The organism is Arthrobacter sp. D1-17 (assembly GCF_054130535.1).
Window position 1 is genome coordinate 646,809 of sequence record NZ_CP096382.1, and the last position, 13,276, is coordinate 660,084.

Consider the following 13,276-nt stretch of genomic DNA (forward strand, 5'->3'; position numbering starts at 1 on the left):
TAAGTAGTTCTAAACCACAGCTTCAGAGGAATGCAATTGCGCTACAACAGTGGCGTCTCCATAATTGCTTTTGAAGGCAGGCCAGCAGAGGCTTCAGGCTGGCGGTCCAAGCGAAAATATATACCTTCATTCCGCCACCTCCACTCCACGCAGCGAATGGCAGCCGGGCACCAATTCTGAAAGGACATCATGGAACTGCTGTTTGAAATTTCCGGCTGGGCGGGCGCGGTTGCGATACTCGGCGCGTTCCTTGCTGTGTCCATGGGATGGATGAAGGCCGGCAAGGGCTTTCAGACGGCGAATCTGCTCGGTGCTTGTGCCTTTATTGTCAATGGCGCATTCCACGAAGCGTGGCCCTCCGTTGTCACGAATATCGCCTGGTTTCTCATTTCCGCGGTAGCGCTGCTTCGCATGCGTTCCCGGCAGGAGTCGCCGGCGGCCGCTGCCGAGGCGCCGCAGGTCCAGTTTCCTGGAGTCCCTGACACAACCGGCCAACTGGCCATCGTCGAAGCGCGCCGCTTCACCTAAAACAGGCGTAGGCGGGAACAACCCGGCGATAGCCAGCACTGCGGCGAGGCTGCCGTGATGTCGGACTCTTAAACTGCTGCAAGGGAATTACAAGGACACCAGGGAGCTTGTTCTAACCGGGCGCCGACCATCGGCTGCCTTGTGAAAGGACCCCTTTGCCTACAGCCTTCATCCCGTTCACCATGTGCGCCACGGTCCGCGACGACCACAGGCGGTCCTTCAGTACGGACCTGGAGCAGCTCACCTCGACCCATCGTGGCTGGGCGCCGTTGGACGTGGTCAAGTCCACCAACTCCAAAGCACTCCTCCGCGGAGCAATTCCGCAAGGCGCTCACACCGCCACCGATGCGAGTCTTGCACGCTACCTCCAGGAACGCCTTGCCGCCGACACGGACATCCACATCGATCTCACGGTAAGCATCGAGCGGTAACAGAATTCAGCAAAGCCCGGACCGTTCAGGTCCGGGCTTTTTTGCTGCAGCGGCACAGTGCGAATTTGAGGCACAAGCAAATCGGGGAGTACCTCATGAGTGAGAAGACTTTCATGCTGCCCTCAGACCGGTCTCATGGTGCAGTCCCATGCTGCTGAATAGGGAACACATCTGCGGTTGTGGAGGACAGAATGAAAATCACGGATCCGGCTAACGTGCACCCCGCCTGGGCGGAATGCTTCAATCGTCAGGACTTCAACGGGATGGCCGGCTTCATGGAGACAAATGCCGTTTTCGCCCCTCAGCCCGGATTGGCCCTCACAGGTGAGGACAACCTCACAGCCCAGCGGCAGTTCCTAGCAATGGGACTGCCGATTGACCTGACTGTCCGCCATGTGCTGCAGGAAGGACAAATAGCACTCGCGATCGTTGATTGGACCATCAAAGGCACTGCTGCCGATGGCAATGAAGTCGACCTGAAAGGCACCGCTGCTGACGTTCTTCGGCTGGGTGACGAAGGGTGGAAACTCATTATTGATAACCCGTTCGGCACTGCCTGAATTACCTGCTTGATGCCTATTCCGTCCGGCCCGCGCTGATGCCCGGCTGGAGGCATTTCTGACGTGATGGACACGGTACAGGGCCGGGTTCACAATGAGGGGTGTGGCGCCCTGCCCCTGATGTTCCGAGTGCGGAGGCCGGAAGCGGCAGCCGGTCGTGGAGGAGGACTAATGCGCATGACATGGATGAGGGCCGCTGTTGTCGCCGCCCTCATTGGAAGTATGTTCTGGATTCCCGCTGCCGCAGGGGCCGCTGAAGGCCCCGGAACCGCTACCGTTCAGGTCCTGGCAGCCTCGCCGGGTGTCACCCAGGGACAGCAGCCTTCTCCTACTGATGCTCCGACGGGGCCCACTCCCGCGCCGACCGGAACAGCAACTCCGGCTGAATCATCGCCGCCTCCCCCAGGAGGTCCAAGCGACACAGGAACGGCCCAGACGAACGACAGCACGCCACTCGTGATCGGGGCGGCGATCATCCTGCTCGTATTGCTCGTGGCGTTTTTCCTGTGGCGACGGCGGGGGGCTGTGAAAGACCTGTAAGCGCGGCTACGCTACTGGCCAAGGACGGCCAGCCCGTCGGCGACCAGCCTTCCGTCATGGATGACCGTGCGGTCGGCGCCTCGGTCCATGACGGTGCTCGTGACGGTTTCGCCGTCAACCAGGACGAGGTCGGCCCGGTCTCCCAGGGCCAGGCCGGGCCGGTCATCGGAGCTGGTGAGTCGCTGGACGGTGCGGTCCATGATGGACGCACCTCCCATGGTGGCTATCGCTGCGCAGTGCTCGATTAGCAGGTCCTTGCGCAGTCGGTGCGTGAAGGCCAGCTGCCACGTGCGGTCGAGCATGTCGCAATTGCCATACGGGCTCCAGTAGTCCCGCTGGCCGTCCTCGCCCAAACCGACACGGATCCCGGCCTCGGTCATCTGGGCCAAGTCGAACTGCGTCCCGCCACTTGCCGGGGCGACTGTCGCCCAGGCAACGTCGAGCTCGGCCATCTGCTCCACGAGCCCGGCGGTGACGTCGGGGTGGACATTCGCCAGGTCGTAAGCGTGGGACAGGGAGACGCGTCCCTGCATACCCAGCGCCCGGGTGCGTTCGAAGATGAGTTCCGCGCTGAAGACCCCCAGATGGCCCGGCTCGTGCAGGTGGATGTCAACGTCGACCCCGTACTTCTCTGCCAGCCCGAAGACGATGTCCAGATGGTGGACCGGGTCGCGGTCCAGCTGGCATGGGTCGATGCCGCCCACCGTTGTTGCGCCCGCGCGGAGGGCCTCCTCGAGGAGCGGAACGGTGCCCTCCTCCAGCAGGAGGCCGGCCTGGGGAAAGGCCATGACCTCTACGGTGGCCGCGTGGGCGAAGCGTTCCTTGGCGGCCATGACTGCCTCGAAGCGCTCAAGCTTGCAGTCCACGTCGATCTGGGCGTAGGAACGGACGCGCGTGGTGCCCCGCGCAATCATTCGCTCGAGCGTTCCGGCGACGACGTCGCTGTAGGGGACAGGGGTGTCGCGCCAGTTGTCCCGGTCGTTGCGCATCATGTTCCACACGCCGGGCGAGCCGGTGTGCTCCCGGAACGGCAGCCCGATCCGGGTCGAATCCAGGTGGACGTGCACGTCCGTGAACGCGGGCAAAGCGATCCGACCCCGCCCGTCAACCACTGTTTCGGGGACGACGACGGCAGAACCCGCCGGGTGAACGGCGGCAATCCGTCCCTCGCGGACCTCAAGGTCGACGGCGCCCCCGCCCCAGGGGCGGACGTTGGTGATGAGCATGGTTCATTCCTTTCGGCCGGGCTGTGTCTAGGGCTGCCTGCGGACGACGGCCGGAAGGCACCGATCTCACGGGACCGGCGCCCTCCCCACAGCAGGTGTATTAACAGCAACATGTATTTACAGCGGCGTGTATTAGAACTGGAAAGCAATCTGGGCGATGACCGCGGCGGCGAGGAAGCTGGACGTGAACGTCATGAGGGCGACGATCACGATCTTCCAGCTCAGTGAGCGCAACGCCTTGACGTCCCGGCCCAGTGACATGCCGATCAGGGCGATCATGGGGAGGCCCGCGAAGAGGACGTTGATGTGCTGCGTGGAGGAGGCGATGAAGGGGCCGACGGGCAGGAACGTTGCCGAGGCAATGGTGGCCAGAGCCAGGACCCAGATGCTGGACGGGACCGCCGGGACGAGCTTGGCAAGTACCAGCGCGACGGCGGTGAGGGCCAGCAGGATGAGCACGCCGACGACATCCAGCGGCCGCGCCGCACCGGTGCCGAGGGCATTGAGCAGGATGCCTGCTACTCCTGTCGCGGCGAAGGCGAGGAGCCACGTCCTGGGGGTCCTGACAACAACGGGATCCTCTTCGATGCCGTTGACATCCACGGTGTCGGCGCCCGACGCGTCAGCTGCCTCGGGCGTTGCCGTTTCAATTACTGCCCCGCCTGCGCGTGCCGACCCCGATCCGCCGGCCCGGGCTTCAGCTGCAGCACCAACAAGAGTGCCGCGGCGCACGCGGCGGCCGAGGTCGTCCCTTCCAAAAATGCGGGACCACATCTTGTAGAGCTTCTGGCACATGGGCAGCGCGATGAAGACACCGGCGTAGAAGCCGACGATATTGGTGACCAGGTTGGAGAGTGCGGCGAGGGCCATGATCTCACCGGCCATCTCCGGGTAGAGGATGGACAAGGCACCGACACCGCCCAGCATCATGGAGGCAGAGCCCAGTCCGAGGCCCAAGGCGAGAGCCCGGGGATCAAAGAAGTCGAGTCCGCCGAGAAGTCCGGCCAGCAGGGAGATAAACACGGCGCCAAAGACGCTGCCCAGCACCCATACAGCGAACACTCCGCGGTACTCGGGGGAGCGGACACCGAAGCGCTGGATGGCGAAGGCCAGGTAGGACTCACGGTCGATTGACCAGGTGGCGCCGATCGCGGAGCGCCCCATTCCAAGGGCGACAGCGACCGGCAGGGCCAGGATCACCGTGCCGACCACGTGCCCCACCTCCTGCAGGAGGATCGCGGGGCCGAGGCCGGTGAACTTCGTCAGCGACGGACCAATTTGGGTGCCAAGCCCTGCTAGGAAGAAAACAATGGATACGTCCATCAGGTGCGTGGACACCGCACGGGAGCGTCCTTCGATGGGTTTCCATCTCTGGACTCCGAGGAAGCCGCCGATGAGCACGGTCCACAGGATGGGCATCAGGACGATGGCGGCCGGGCCGAGGTGGAACTTGTGGGTTCCGATCGTGATGGCCACGGCACAGATCGCGGTGGAGATCGCGATCATCGCGAACCACATGGCGGGTCGTGCACGGAAGGAACGGGAGGGAGGGGTGTCCGTCAGGGTGAACAGGGAGCCGTCTGTGGTCTTCGCTTCATTGCGCATGACGCGGGCCTTTCGAGAAGGATCAGGGATTAGAAAGAAAATCTCGCACTGGGGGAAGCGGTGCTTTGGTATACCAAATGACTGTATACTCGTGCTCAACGAGAGGCAAGTCACATTTCTAGGAGGCATCTGTGTACAGGAAAATTTCGGCCCGGTACGTTCTGGGGTTTGACGGCACACGGCACACTCTCATCGAGGACGGCGAGGTGGTCTTCAACGGCGATGCAATCGTCTTCGTAGGGCGCAACTATGCGGGTCCGGTCGACGAGGAGCACAATTATGGCCAGAGCCTGGTCGTGCCCGGCCTGATAGACCTCGATGCCCTCGCCGACATCGATCACCTCATCCTGGACTCGTGGCCCTCGCGCCATGTGGCCGCCGGCCACCTGTGGTCGGACGACTACTTTGCCCACCGCCGCCGGGACGTGTTCACGCAGGCCGAGCGTGCCACGGTCCGCGAATTCGCCTTGGCGCAGCTCGCCCTGCACGGCATCACGACCTACATGCCGATCGCTTCGGAGATTCACAGCTCGTGGGCTGAGGGCTTCGATGAGCTCGTGGACATGGCCGAGACCAGCCGCCGGATCGGGTTGCGCGGCTACCTCGGACCGGCCTACCGGTCCGGAGTCCACGTCACCACTGCCGCCGGCGGCCGCGAGGTCCACTTCGACGAGGACCGGGGGCTTGCGGGCCTGCGCGACGCCGAACGCTTCCTAGACCACGCCGCCCGTCTCGCAGACCCGCTCGTCACCGGGGCCCTGCTGCCGTGCCGCATCGAGACGCTGTCCGAAGGCCTCATACGGGAGACGGCCCGGATCGCCCGGGAACGGGACGCGCTCGTCCGGCTCCACTGCCTCCAGTCCCCACTGGAGGACGGGCTGCTGCAGCGTTCCGCCGGACGCGGCATGTGGGAACTGCTCGAATCCTCAGGCCTGTTCGGCACCCGGCTTCTCATCCCGCACGGCGTGGTGATCGACGCCAAGGACCCGGCGGCATCAGCGCCCGGTGGCCCGCTCGACACACTCGCCCGCCACGGCGTCAGCATTGTCCACTGCCCGTTAACATCGTTCCGCTACCAGAAGCAGCTTGTCTCCTTTGACCGCTTCCGCGAGGCAGGCATCAACCTGTGCCTGGGTACGGATTCCTTCCCGCCGGATCTGGTGCGCGGCATCGACGTCGGCATGCATGTGGCGCGGCTGGTCGAGGGGAGGCCCGACGCCGGGACCCTGGCCGACTACTTCGACGCCGCCACCGTCGGCGGAGCACGGGCCCTGGGCCGGGCCGACCTCGGAAGGCTTGCCCCGGGGATGCAAGCCGACATCACGGTAGTTTCCCTGGGCAATTTCCGCGACGGCGCCGTTGAAGACCCCTTGCGAACGCTGGTGCTCAACGGAACGGCGCGCCAGGTGACCGATACGTTCGTGGCAGGGCGTCCTGTCGTCGTCGGCGGTGCCCTGCCCGGCATCGACCTCGACGCACTGAAGGCGGAGGGGCAGCGGCTCTTCGACCAGATGCGGGCGGCATACTCCGAACGGGACATTCAGCGCCGGGAGCCTGACGAGCTGTTTCCTCCCGTCTATCCGCGCGCCGACATCCTTAGTCCGGCCGCAACTCCCTAGCGAACGAAAGCATGGGCGCCCTGCAGCTGTTGCTTGGTATACCAAAAGCGATACTGTGGGAACTAGTCAAGGGTGGCCGGCAGACGGTGGAAAGCTTATCCGCCCCCGGAAGAACCGTGACGTTAGAACCCGGACTTTGACCTGTTGACCCCGGCCTCGCACTGTTCCGGCAGGGCCTTTCCCCCTTTGAGAGAACAAAATGTGCCTTCACGATCACACCCCCGCTGCCCCGCCTGCCGCTGCGCTTCCACGCCGCGGCGTCCTGGCGGGGGCGGCCGCCCTGGCGGGAATCTCAGCGGCAAGCCTGGCTGCCCAGCTTGGAGGTGCTCCGACCGCGCGGGCGGAGGACAACGCCTCAATCCCCGGCCACCCTGAACGCCCCGCTTCCCCGGCGCCCATGTTGATTGAGGGCGGCACCATTGTGGACCCGAAAACGGGCGATGCCCTGGCAGACGGGGTCCTAGTGCTGGAAGGAGGCAAGGTAACCGCCGTCGGCAGCCGGAAGGAAACACGGCGTGCGGTGGCTGCTCTTGGCGGCCGTGCACACATCGTGAATGCCGCCGGGCGCTGGGTGCTGCCAGGCCTCATCGACGTGCATGTCCATGCGAACGCACTGTCGGATGCGCGGGCCATCCTGCAGGGCGGAGCAACCAGCGTCAGGAGCGGTTCGAGCAGCTTCTATCAGGACGTCGCCCTCGCTGCCCTGCCCGCCTGGGCCGCCGGTGCCTCGCCCCGGGTAAGCCCGGCCGGGCTGTTTATTTCGCCCGAACTGGGGGACTCGCTCCTGGCAGACCCTGACCTTGCACCGCTCGCGTCCCTGTCCGGGGGAGTCACGGAACCGGCGGACCTTGGCTACCTCACCCGCGTCAACCTGAAGCGCGGTGCCCAGGTGATCAAGACCCGGGCCAACCCCCGGGCGGGCCTGCCGGAACAGGACCCCCGCGAACTCGTCTACAACTACGAACAGCTCTCTGCCGTGGTCAAGGCCGCAGGCAAAGCGGGCGTGCTGTGCCACGCGTACAGCGCAGAGGGGATAGACGGCGCAGTCCGGGCCGGTGTGCGCAGCATCGAGCACGGCGTCTTCGTCAGCGAAGAGACTATCCACCGCATGGCCAGCCGCGGCACGTACTTCACACCCACAACGGACGCCATCACGAGCATGGCACGCTCTTCCAACCCGCTCCTGGCTGCCCGTGGCAAGGAGTACACGCCCATCATCAAAGCCGCAGTCCGGGCAGCCCATGAAGCCGGTGTGACGGTAGTGGCGGGAACGGACTCCTTCGGATCCGACGTGACCCCGATCGGCACAGAAGTGCGTCTGCTTGCTGAGGCCGGCCTGTCGCCGCTGGATGCGCTGAGGGCCGCAACCGTCAATGCCGCCGCCCTGCTCGGCTGGGGCGAGACAGCCGGACGCCTGGTGCGCGGTTCCTTTGCAGACGCGGTCATCGTCAACTCCGATCCCTTGAACAGCGCCTCGGCCCTGGAAGAGATCGGCGCCGTGGTGGCGCAGGGAGTCCTTGTACGGAATGACCTGTGATCAGCCGTCAAGGACACGGGCAACCCTGTCCTCTCCCACCTTTCACTTGCGCGGCCAAACGCGCCCTCCCACCTGGAAGCCACCCATGACCCTGATTCTTAATGCCTCCGAGCTGCAGTCCCTGGCCGATATGCCCGCGACCATTGCCGCCGTCGAACTCGCCTTTGCCGGCCTCAGCCGGGGCACGGCTGTTCAACCGGCGCCGGATTCCCTCCTCCTGCCGTCCTCGGATGCGAGGTTCCTGCCGATGGCGGCACTGTCCGGCGCGGAGGAGCTGGCGTCCGTGAAGCTGCTGGCGGACATTCCGGCGAACCGGGAATCGAACCTGCCCACGCAACGGTCCACGATCATGCTCGTCTCCCAGCTGACCGGCGAAACCCTGGCGATCCTGGACGGCAAAGTTCCAACTCGGGTCCGCACTGCCGCCGCCAGCGCCGTAGCCACGAAGCTCCTCGCGAGGCCGGCCAGCACCACCCTGGGGCTGGTGGGCGCCGGCGCCCTGGCCGTGGCACACGTGGAAGCCATGCTGGCCGTCCTTCCAATCGAAAACGTGGTGGTGTGGTCCCGTTCCAAGGACACGGTAACGGCATTCTGCGGTGAGATCTCCCATCACGGCCTCAATATCAGGCGGGCGTCCAGCGTGCGGGAAGTCGTAGAGGCAGCGGACGTGCTGTGCACCCTCACCCCGGCCGTTGAGCCTCTGGTCAAGGGCGAGTGGTTCAGGCCGGGACTGCATGTAAACGCCGTCGGATCCCGTCCCCGCTCCGATCACCGGGAGATTGACTCGGAGGGGATGGTGCGGGCGAGGGTCTTCGTGGACAGCCTGGCCACGGCCAGAGCCAAGTCCGGCGGGCTGATCATCCCGGTCGCCGAAGGAGTGATGAGCTTTGAGGACGTGGAAGCCGAACTTGGTGACCTGGCTGCGGGGATAAGAGCAGGGCGCCTTGGTGATGACGAAGTAACCTTGTTCAATTCGGTTGGTATCGGTCTGCAGGATCTTGCCATCGGGCGGCTTCTGTACGACGCTGCCCTCGATCAGGGGCTCGGCATCCACGTGGAGCTGAATAACTGACCGCAGAAGCAAGGACGCTGCAGCGATAACGGGAGGCATGAATGACAGTCCAGGCGGAATCTCCCGCGTCGTCGGCGGATACTGCACGGGAACGGATCCGGGAACTGATCATCTCCGGTGACTTCGCGCCAGGGTCCCGGCTCAGGGAACGCGACCTGTCCCAAACGCTGGCTGTCTCCCGTGTCCCCGTCCGGGAAGCCCTCCAGCAACTCGAGGCCGAAGGCTTCATTGACACCTCCCCCCGGCGTGGTGCCACCGTCAAGCAGATCACGTTGCGCGACGTTAATGAACTCTTCGATGTGCGGCTCAGCCTGGAAGTCCTCGCCGCGCGCCTCGCTGCCCAAGCAGCGGCAAGAGGGGAGCCGTCATCGCGGCTGCAGCAGATGATGGACCAGGCGGAAGAAGCAACCCTGCGCCACGACCACGCTCAGATCCCGCTCATCAATACAGCCCTGCATGCGGAGATCGTGGCGATGGGAGGCAACACACTGTTGGAGTACTCCATGAAGCCTCTGCTGGGCAGGATGCAGTGGCTCTTCACGCTGACCGGGCACCGCGACCCTCAGGTCCAGTGCGCCGAGCACCTGAGCTTGTGCCGGGCCATTTATGACGGCAAGGCGGAGTTGGCGGCGGCGCTGGCTTTCGCGCATGTGGAGCTGGGCCGTGAACCGTCGCTCCAGGGACTGGCCGGGCGCCTGCCTGAACGCTGAACCCACGGTCAGAGAAGCGGCCTTTCCACGCGCCGTTGTGGCCACTGCTCAACTGCGCCACCATGAAGATATGAGCGCGGAAACACCCAAGGCGGAGCAACTAAGCCTTCCCCAGGCGTTCCTCCTTCTGGCGACGAACGACAAGGACGGCGCGCCCGAACTGCCTGCCTACGTACTCAGGACCACTCTGGCAGGGGCGATACTTGCTGAGTTGGAGCTGCTTGGCGCCATCACCCTGGAGGGCAAGTACGTCAAGGTAACCGGCACAGCACCGGAAACGGGGTTCCAGCGCGAGCTGGAACTGATCCGGGATAAACCACGCCCCCACAAACCCAAGCGGTGGGTCTCGATGCTGGAGGGACGCGGCGAGGTGCAGCGTGTGTACGAACGGATGGCTTCGCTGGGCATCGTGGAACATGTCGGCGAAAAGCACCTCGGACTATTCAGGTCTGCGCGCTATCCGGAGAAAGACCATGGGCCGGAAGCGGCACTGCTGAAAAGTATCGAAGCAGTGCTTAGCCCTGCACCTCCCGCGACGGCGCCTCCCGAGACAACCCAGTCCGACACACTCCAGTCCAAGACCGCACCGTCCAAGACCACACCGTCCGATACCGCTCAGCCGGATGCTGCTTCGTCCGGTGCGGCTTCGTCCGGTGCTGCGGCCCCCGACGCCAGGACCGTAGCACTGATCGCCCTGCTGCAGGCGGCAGAACTGCTCGGACGTCTTTTCCCGGAGGCAGATCTCAGCAAGGCGCGCGAACTGGCCAGGGACTATTGGCCGTCCAGGGCTGTGGAGGACGAACTGCGCATGATCCGGATCACCTTGGCCGAGATGGCACCTTAACGAGACCGCACGCTGGGCGGGGAACTAGACGGGCGTGGGCGGTATGTTGTGGTTATGGCGGAAGAGGTTCCGGGGGTCGTAGCGGTCCTTGAGCGCGGCGAGGCGCTGGTATTTTTCCCTTCCGTAGGCCTGGCGCGCGGCGTCAGAGTCCTGATGTCCGAGTTCGGCCCCCAGGAAGTTAACGTATTCGCCGTGCTCGGAGAACGGGCGCATGAGCGCATATGCCTTGCGGGCGAAGGCTGTTAGCCGTTCGTCCTCGGATGGGTCCTGCCAGAACCCGTAGACGTTGAGCCAGTAGCGCGCAGACCTGTTCGGGAAGGCTGTCGCCTCGTCCGGTACTCGTCCAAACGAGCCTTCCAGATGGTGGATGTCTATCCCGGTTCCGTACCATGAGACCTCGGAAGCAAATCCAACCAGCACGTCAACGACCTCCTCGTCCAGGCGGGAGAACGAAACGTTCTTCCAGTAGCCGCGTGAGCCCTTAGGGAACACCGCATCCATGGCACTCTGCCAATCCGGCCAGGAAGTGGGGCCAACCTCCTGTTCGTCTGGAGGAGCCGCGGCCCGCAGTTCCTCAAGGAGGTTGAGGCCGGCCTGCTGGTCTTCGGCAACCCAAGCGCATCCGATAATCATCCAGGGCTCGTCTCCCATTCCGAACTCGGGCGGGAGTACCAGGAACGAGACGATCGGGTTCATCTCATCAGGCAAGTCCCGGGTCCATGCAGAGAACGCGAGAAGCGAGTCCCTCCAGTGCTCGGGCCGGTAAAAGAGATTCCCGCCCAGGGGTGTCAGCGGAAGCGGGACGGCACGGAAGGTGAAGGAGGACGCAACTCCGAAATTCCCGCCTCCGCCGCGCAGCCCCCAAAACAACTCCGGATTCTCCTGCCCGCTGGCATGCAGGTGCTCCCCGCTGGCGGTGACGACATCGACAGAGTCCAGGTTGTCCAGGCTCAAACCGTGCGAACGCGTCAGCCAGCCGACGCCACCACCAAGAGTAAGCCCGGCCACCCCCGTTGCACTGATCACTCCCAGAGGTACGGCCAGGCCGTGGGCGGCGGTCGCCCGGTCGACGTCGGCCAGGGTCGCCCCCGGCCCGACTCTGACGAGCCTGTTCGGGGCGTCGACACCGACACCTTTTAGAGGTCCGAGATCCAGAACGAGGCCGCCCTCAACCGAGCCGTGCCCGGCGATGTTGTGCCCTCCGCCACGGACGGCCAGCGCCAGATCGCTGCGCCGTGCGACGTCCAGCACCACATCGATATCCGAAACAGCACCTGCCCGGGCGACCGCCAGAGGACGGACATCTATCATGCCGTTCCACATCGCGCGGGCTTCGTCGTAGAGCGGATCCTGCGGTTCGATCAGCGACCCGGACAACCGCGCTCGCAAGTCCTGCAGTGCCTGTTGGATCTCGTATCCCGGTACGCCTTGATGAACTCTGGTCATCGGTCCTGCTTCCACATCGAAGGGTGAAGCCCTCAGGCGATATTGTGTGGAGGCGGCCGGCCCCCGGCGCGCCTGGGCGGTCACCCCGTACAGCTTTGGATGCCCGAATGAAGACTCCGTCCCGCGGACGATGTTCCCGGGACTCCTGTGATGCCCCGAGTCTAAAGTCACCCCTCGCATGGGGCAATGACGTTTTCCTTCACCGCAACCAGGAAGGGCACTCGCGACTGGGGCCACCCTGACACCGCCAAGCGCCGTAGAATCCGGTTCATGACTCCCCAGCCCGGCACCACCGCACGAAGCACCGCACGAACCACCCACGCCGTCTTCCTGGACGTGGACGGTACCTACGCAGACTACGGTGTGGTTCCTGCTGGTCATGTGCGGGCTGTCCGTGCGGCGCGGCAGGCCGGGCACAAGGTGTTCCTCTGCACGGGGCGGCCCGTGTCGATGCTCTCCGCGCACATCCTCGGTGCGGGATTTGACGGGCTCGTGGCGAGTGCCGGGGCATACGTCGAGGTGGCGGGCGAAGTGCTGCTGGACCGGCGGTTTCCCACCGACCTCGCCTCCAGCACGGTGGCCGCGCTCGACCAGCATGACGCCGTCTACGTCCTTGAAGCACAGGAATGCCTGCACGTGCCGCCGGCGGCTGTGGCGCGACTACGGCAGATCATCGAGGGACACTTCCGGCGCGGACCGGACGGCCACGGCACCGGATCCTCGGCCATTCTTGACTCGATACGGCCCATCACAAACCCCAAAGCCGTGTCCTTCGCCAAGGTCTCGGTCTTTGACGCCGCAGTCCCCATGGAGCGCCTTGCCGCGCAAATCGGCGACGCGATCGCCGTCGTCGAAAATTCCATCGCCGACGAGGGCCGGCACGCCGGTGAGCTGTACCAGCGCGGCATCAGCAAAGCTGATGGTGTCGCCGCCGTCGCCGCCCACCTAGGCATCAAGCGCGGCCAGACCATCGCCATCGGCGACGGGCAGAATGACCTCGAGATGATCGCTTATGCCGGCATGGGAATCGCCATCGAAGGGTCCTCCCCCGAGCTCCTGGCGCTCGCGGACCGGACCGCTGCGCCGCCGCAGCGTGAAGGCCTCGTTGCTGCCTTCGCCGAGCTCGGACTCTGCTGACAACGCGGCGGCTCGTGCTGC

The 13,276-nt window shown here is 64.8% G+C and carries 13 protein-coding genes; 10 read left to right on the top strand and 3 right to left on the bottom strand.

From position 1 onward, the window contains the following. Window positions 1-189: 189 nt before the first annotated feature. The 4 genes from M1E01_RS02960 (at window position 190) to M1E01_RS02975 (ending at window position 2,059) form a co-directional block, all read left to right on the top strand. Window positions 190-528 (top strand): CBU_0592 family membrane protein, encoded by a 339-nt coding sequence (locus M1E01_RS02960; RefSeq protein WP_457973619.1) that lies wholly within the window; start codon window positions 190-192, stop codon window positions 526-528. Window positions 529-683: 155 nt separating this feature from the next. Next, window positions 684-959: a hypothetical protein gene (locus tag M1E01_RS02965; RefSeq protein ID WP_457973620.1), complete on the top strand. Its 276-nt coding sequence runs from the start codon at window positions 684-686 to the stop codon at window positions 957-959. 191 nt (window positions 960-1,150) lie between these two features. After that, complete coding sequence (locus M1E01_RS02970) at window positions 1,151-1,519, top strand: YybH family protein (RefSeq protein WP_457973621.1); 369 nt, start codon at window positions 1,151-1,153, stop codon at window positions 1,517-1,519. Window positions 1,520-1,696: 177 nt separating this feature from the next. Next, complete coding sequence (locus M1E01_RS02975) at window positions 1,697-2,059, top strand: LPXTG cell wall anchor domain-containing protein (protein ID WP_457973622.1); 363 nt, start codon at window positions 1,697-1,699, stop codon at window positions 2,057-2,059. Between the two features lie 11 nt (window positions 2,060-2,070). Here M1E01_RS02975 and M1E01_RS02980 read toward each other — a convergent pair whose 3' ends face one another. Further along, window positions 2,071-3,285: an amidohydrolase family protein gene (locus tag M1E01_RS02980; protein WP_457973623.1), complete on the bottom strand. Its 1,215-nt coding sequence runs from the start codon at window positions 3,283-3,285 to the stop codon at window positions 2,071-2,073. A gap of 132 nt (window positions 3,286-3,417) precedes the next feature. Further along, entirely contained in the window at window positions 3,418-4,890 is a 1,473-nt protein-coding gene (locus M1E01_RS02985; RefSeq protein WP_457973624.1) for a DUF3100 domain-containing protein, read from the bottom strand. Window positions 4,891-5,021: 131 nt separating this feature from the next. On the opposite strand from M1E01_RS02985, the gene M1E01_RS02990 reads away from it, so the two are divergent. The 5 genes from M1E01_RS02990 to M1E01_RS03010 all read left to right on the top strand — a co-directional run bounded on the left by M1E01_RS02990 (window position 5,022) and on the right by M1E01_RS03010 (window position 10,672). Continuing rightward, window positions 5,022-6,509, top strand: coding sequence for an amidohydrolase family protein (locus M1E01_RS02990; RefSeq protein WP_457973625.1), 1,488 nt, complete (start codon window positions 5,022-5,024; stop codon window positions 6,507-6,509). A 199-nt stretch (window positions 6,510-6,708) separates the two neighbouring features. After that, complete coding sequence (locus M1E01_RS02995) at window positions 6,709-8,046, top strand: amidohydrolase family protein (protein WP_457973626.1); 1,338 nt, start codon at window positions 6,709-6,711, stop codon at window positions 8,044-8,046. Between the two features lie 85 nt (window positions 8,047-8,131). Beyond that, on the top strand, window positions 8,132-9,118 hold the full coding sequence (locus M1E01_RS03000; protein ID WP_457973627.1) for an ornithine cyclodeaminase family protein: 987 nt from the start codon (window positions 8,132-8,134) through the stop codon (window positions 9,116-9,118). A gap of 41 nt (window positions 9,119-9,159) precedes the next feature. Next, window positions 9,160-9,828 (top strand): GntR family transcriptional regulator, encoded by a 669-nt coding sequence (locus M1E01_RS03005; protein ID WP_457973628.1) that lies wholly within the window; start codon window positions 9,160-9,162, stop codon window positions 9,826-9,828. 70 nt (window positions 9,829-9,898) lie between these two features. Beyond that, complete coding sequence (locus tag M1E01_RS03010) at window positions 9,899-10,672, top strand: GOLPH3/VPS74 family protein (protein WP_457973629.1); 774 nt, start codon at window positions 9,899-9,901, stop codon at window positions 10,670-10,672. A gap of 24 nt (window positions 10,673-10,696) precedes the next feature. Here M1E01_RS03010 and M1E01_RS03015 read toward each other — a convergent pair whose 3' ends face one another. Next, window positions 10,697-12,118, bottom strand: coding sequence for an FAD-binding oxidoreductase (locus M1E01_RS03015; RefSeq protein WP_457973630.1), 1,422 nt, complete (start codon window positions 12,116-12,118; stop codon window positions 10,697-10,699). Window positions 12,119-12,388: 270 nt separating this feature from the next. Between M1E01_RS03015 and M1E01_RS03020 the strand changes: the two genes are divergently transcribed. Next, complete coding sequence (locus M1E01_RS03020; RefSeq protein ID WP_457973631.1) at window positions 12,389-13,255, top strand: HAD-IIB family hydrolase; 867 nt, start codon at window positions 12,389-12,391, stop codon at window positions 13,253-13,255. Window positions 13,256-13,276: the final 21 nt, after the last annotated feature.

Coding starts and splice junctions, on each gene's coding strand:
- M1E01_RS03020 (WP_457973631.1), top strand. CDS start 12,389: ATGACTCCCCAGCCCGGCACCACCGCACGAAGCACCGCACGAACCACC.
- M1E01_RS02985 (WP_457973624.1), bottom strand. CDS start 4,890: ATGCGCAATGAAGCGAAGACCACAGACGGCTCCCTGTTCACCCTGACG.
- M1E01_RS02960 (WP_457973619.1), top strand. CDS start 190: ATGGAACTGCTGTTTGAAATTTCCGGCTGGGCGGGCGCGGTTGCGATA.
- M1E01_RS03015 (WP_457973630.1), bottom strand. CDS start 12,118: ATGACCAGAGTTCATCAAGGCGTACCGGGATACGAGATCCAACAGGCA.
- M1E01_RS03005 (WP_457973628.1), top strand. CDS start 9,160: ATGACAGTCCAGGCGGAATCTCCCGCGTCGTCGGCGGATACTGCACGG.
- M1E01_RS02980 (WP_457973623.1), bottom strand. CDS start 3,285: ATGCTCATCACCAACGTCCGCCCCTGGGGCGGGGGCGCCGTCGACCTT.
- M1E01_RS02975 (WP_457973622.1), top strand. CDS start 1,697: ATGACATGGATGAGGGCCGCTGTTGTCGCCGCCCTCATTGGAAGTATG.
- M1E01_RS02995 (WP_457973626.1), top strand. CDS start 6,709: ATGTGCCTTCACGATCACACCCCCGCTGCCCCGCCTGCCGCTGCGCTT.
- M1E01_RS02970 (WP_457973621.1), top strand. CDS start 1,151: ATGAAAATCACGGATCCGGCTAACGTGCACCCCGCCTGGGCGGAATGC.
- M1E01_RS03010 (WP_457973629.1), top strand. CDS start 9,899: ATGAGCGCGGAAACACCCAAGGCGGAGCAACTAAGCCTTCCCCAGGCG.
- M1E01_RS03000 (WP_457973627.1), top strand. CDS start 8,132: ATGACCCTGATTCTTAATGCCTCCGAGCTGCAGTCCCTGGCCGATATG.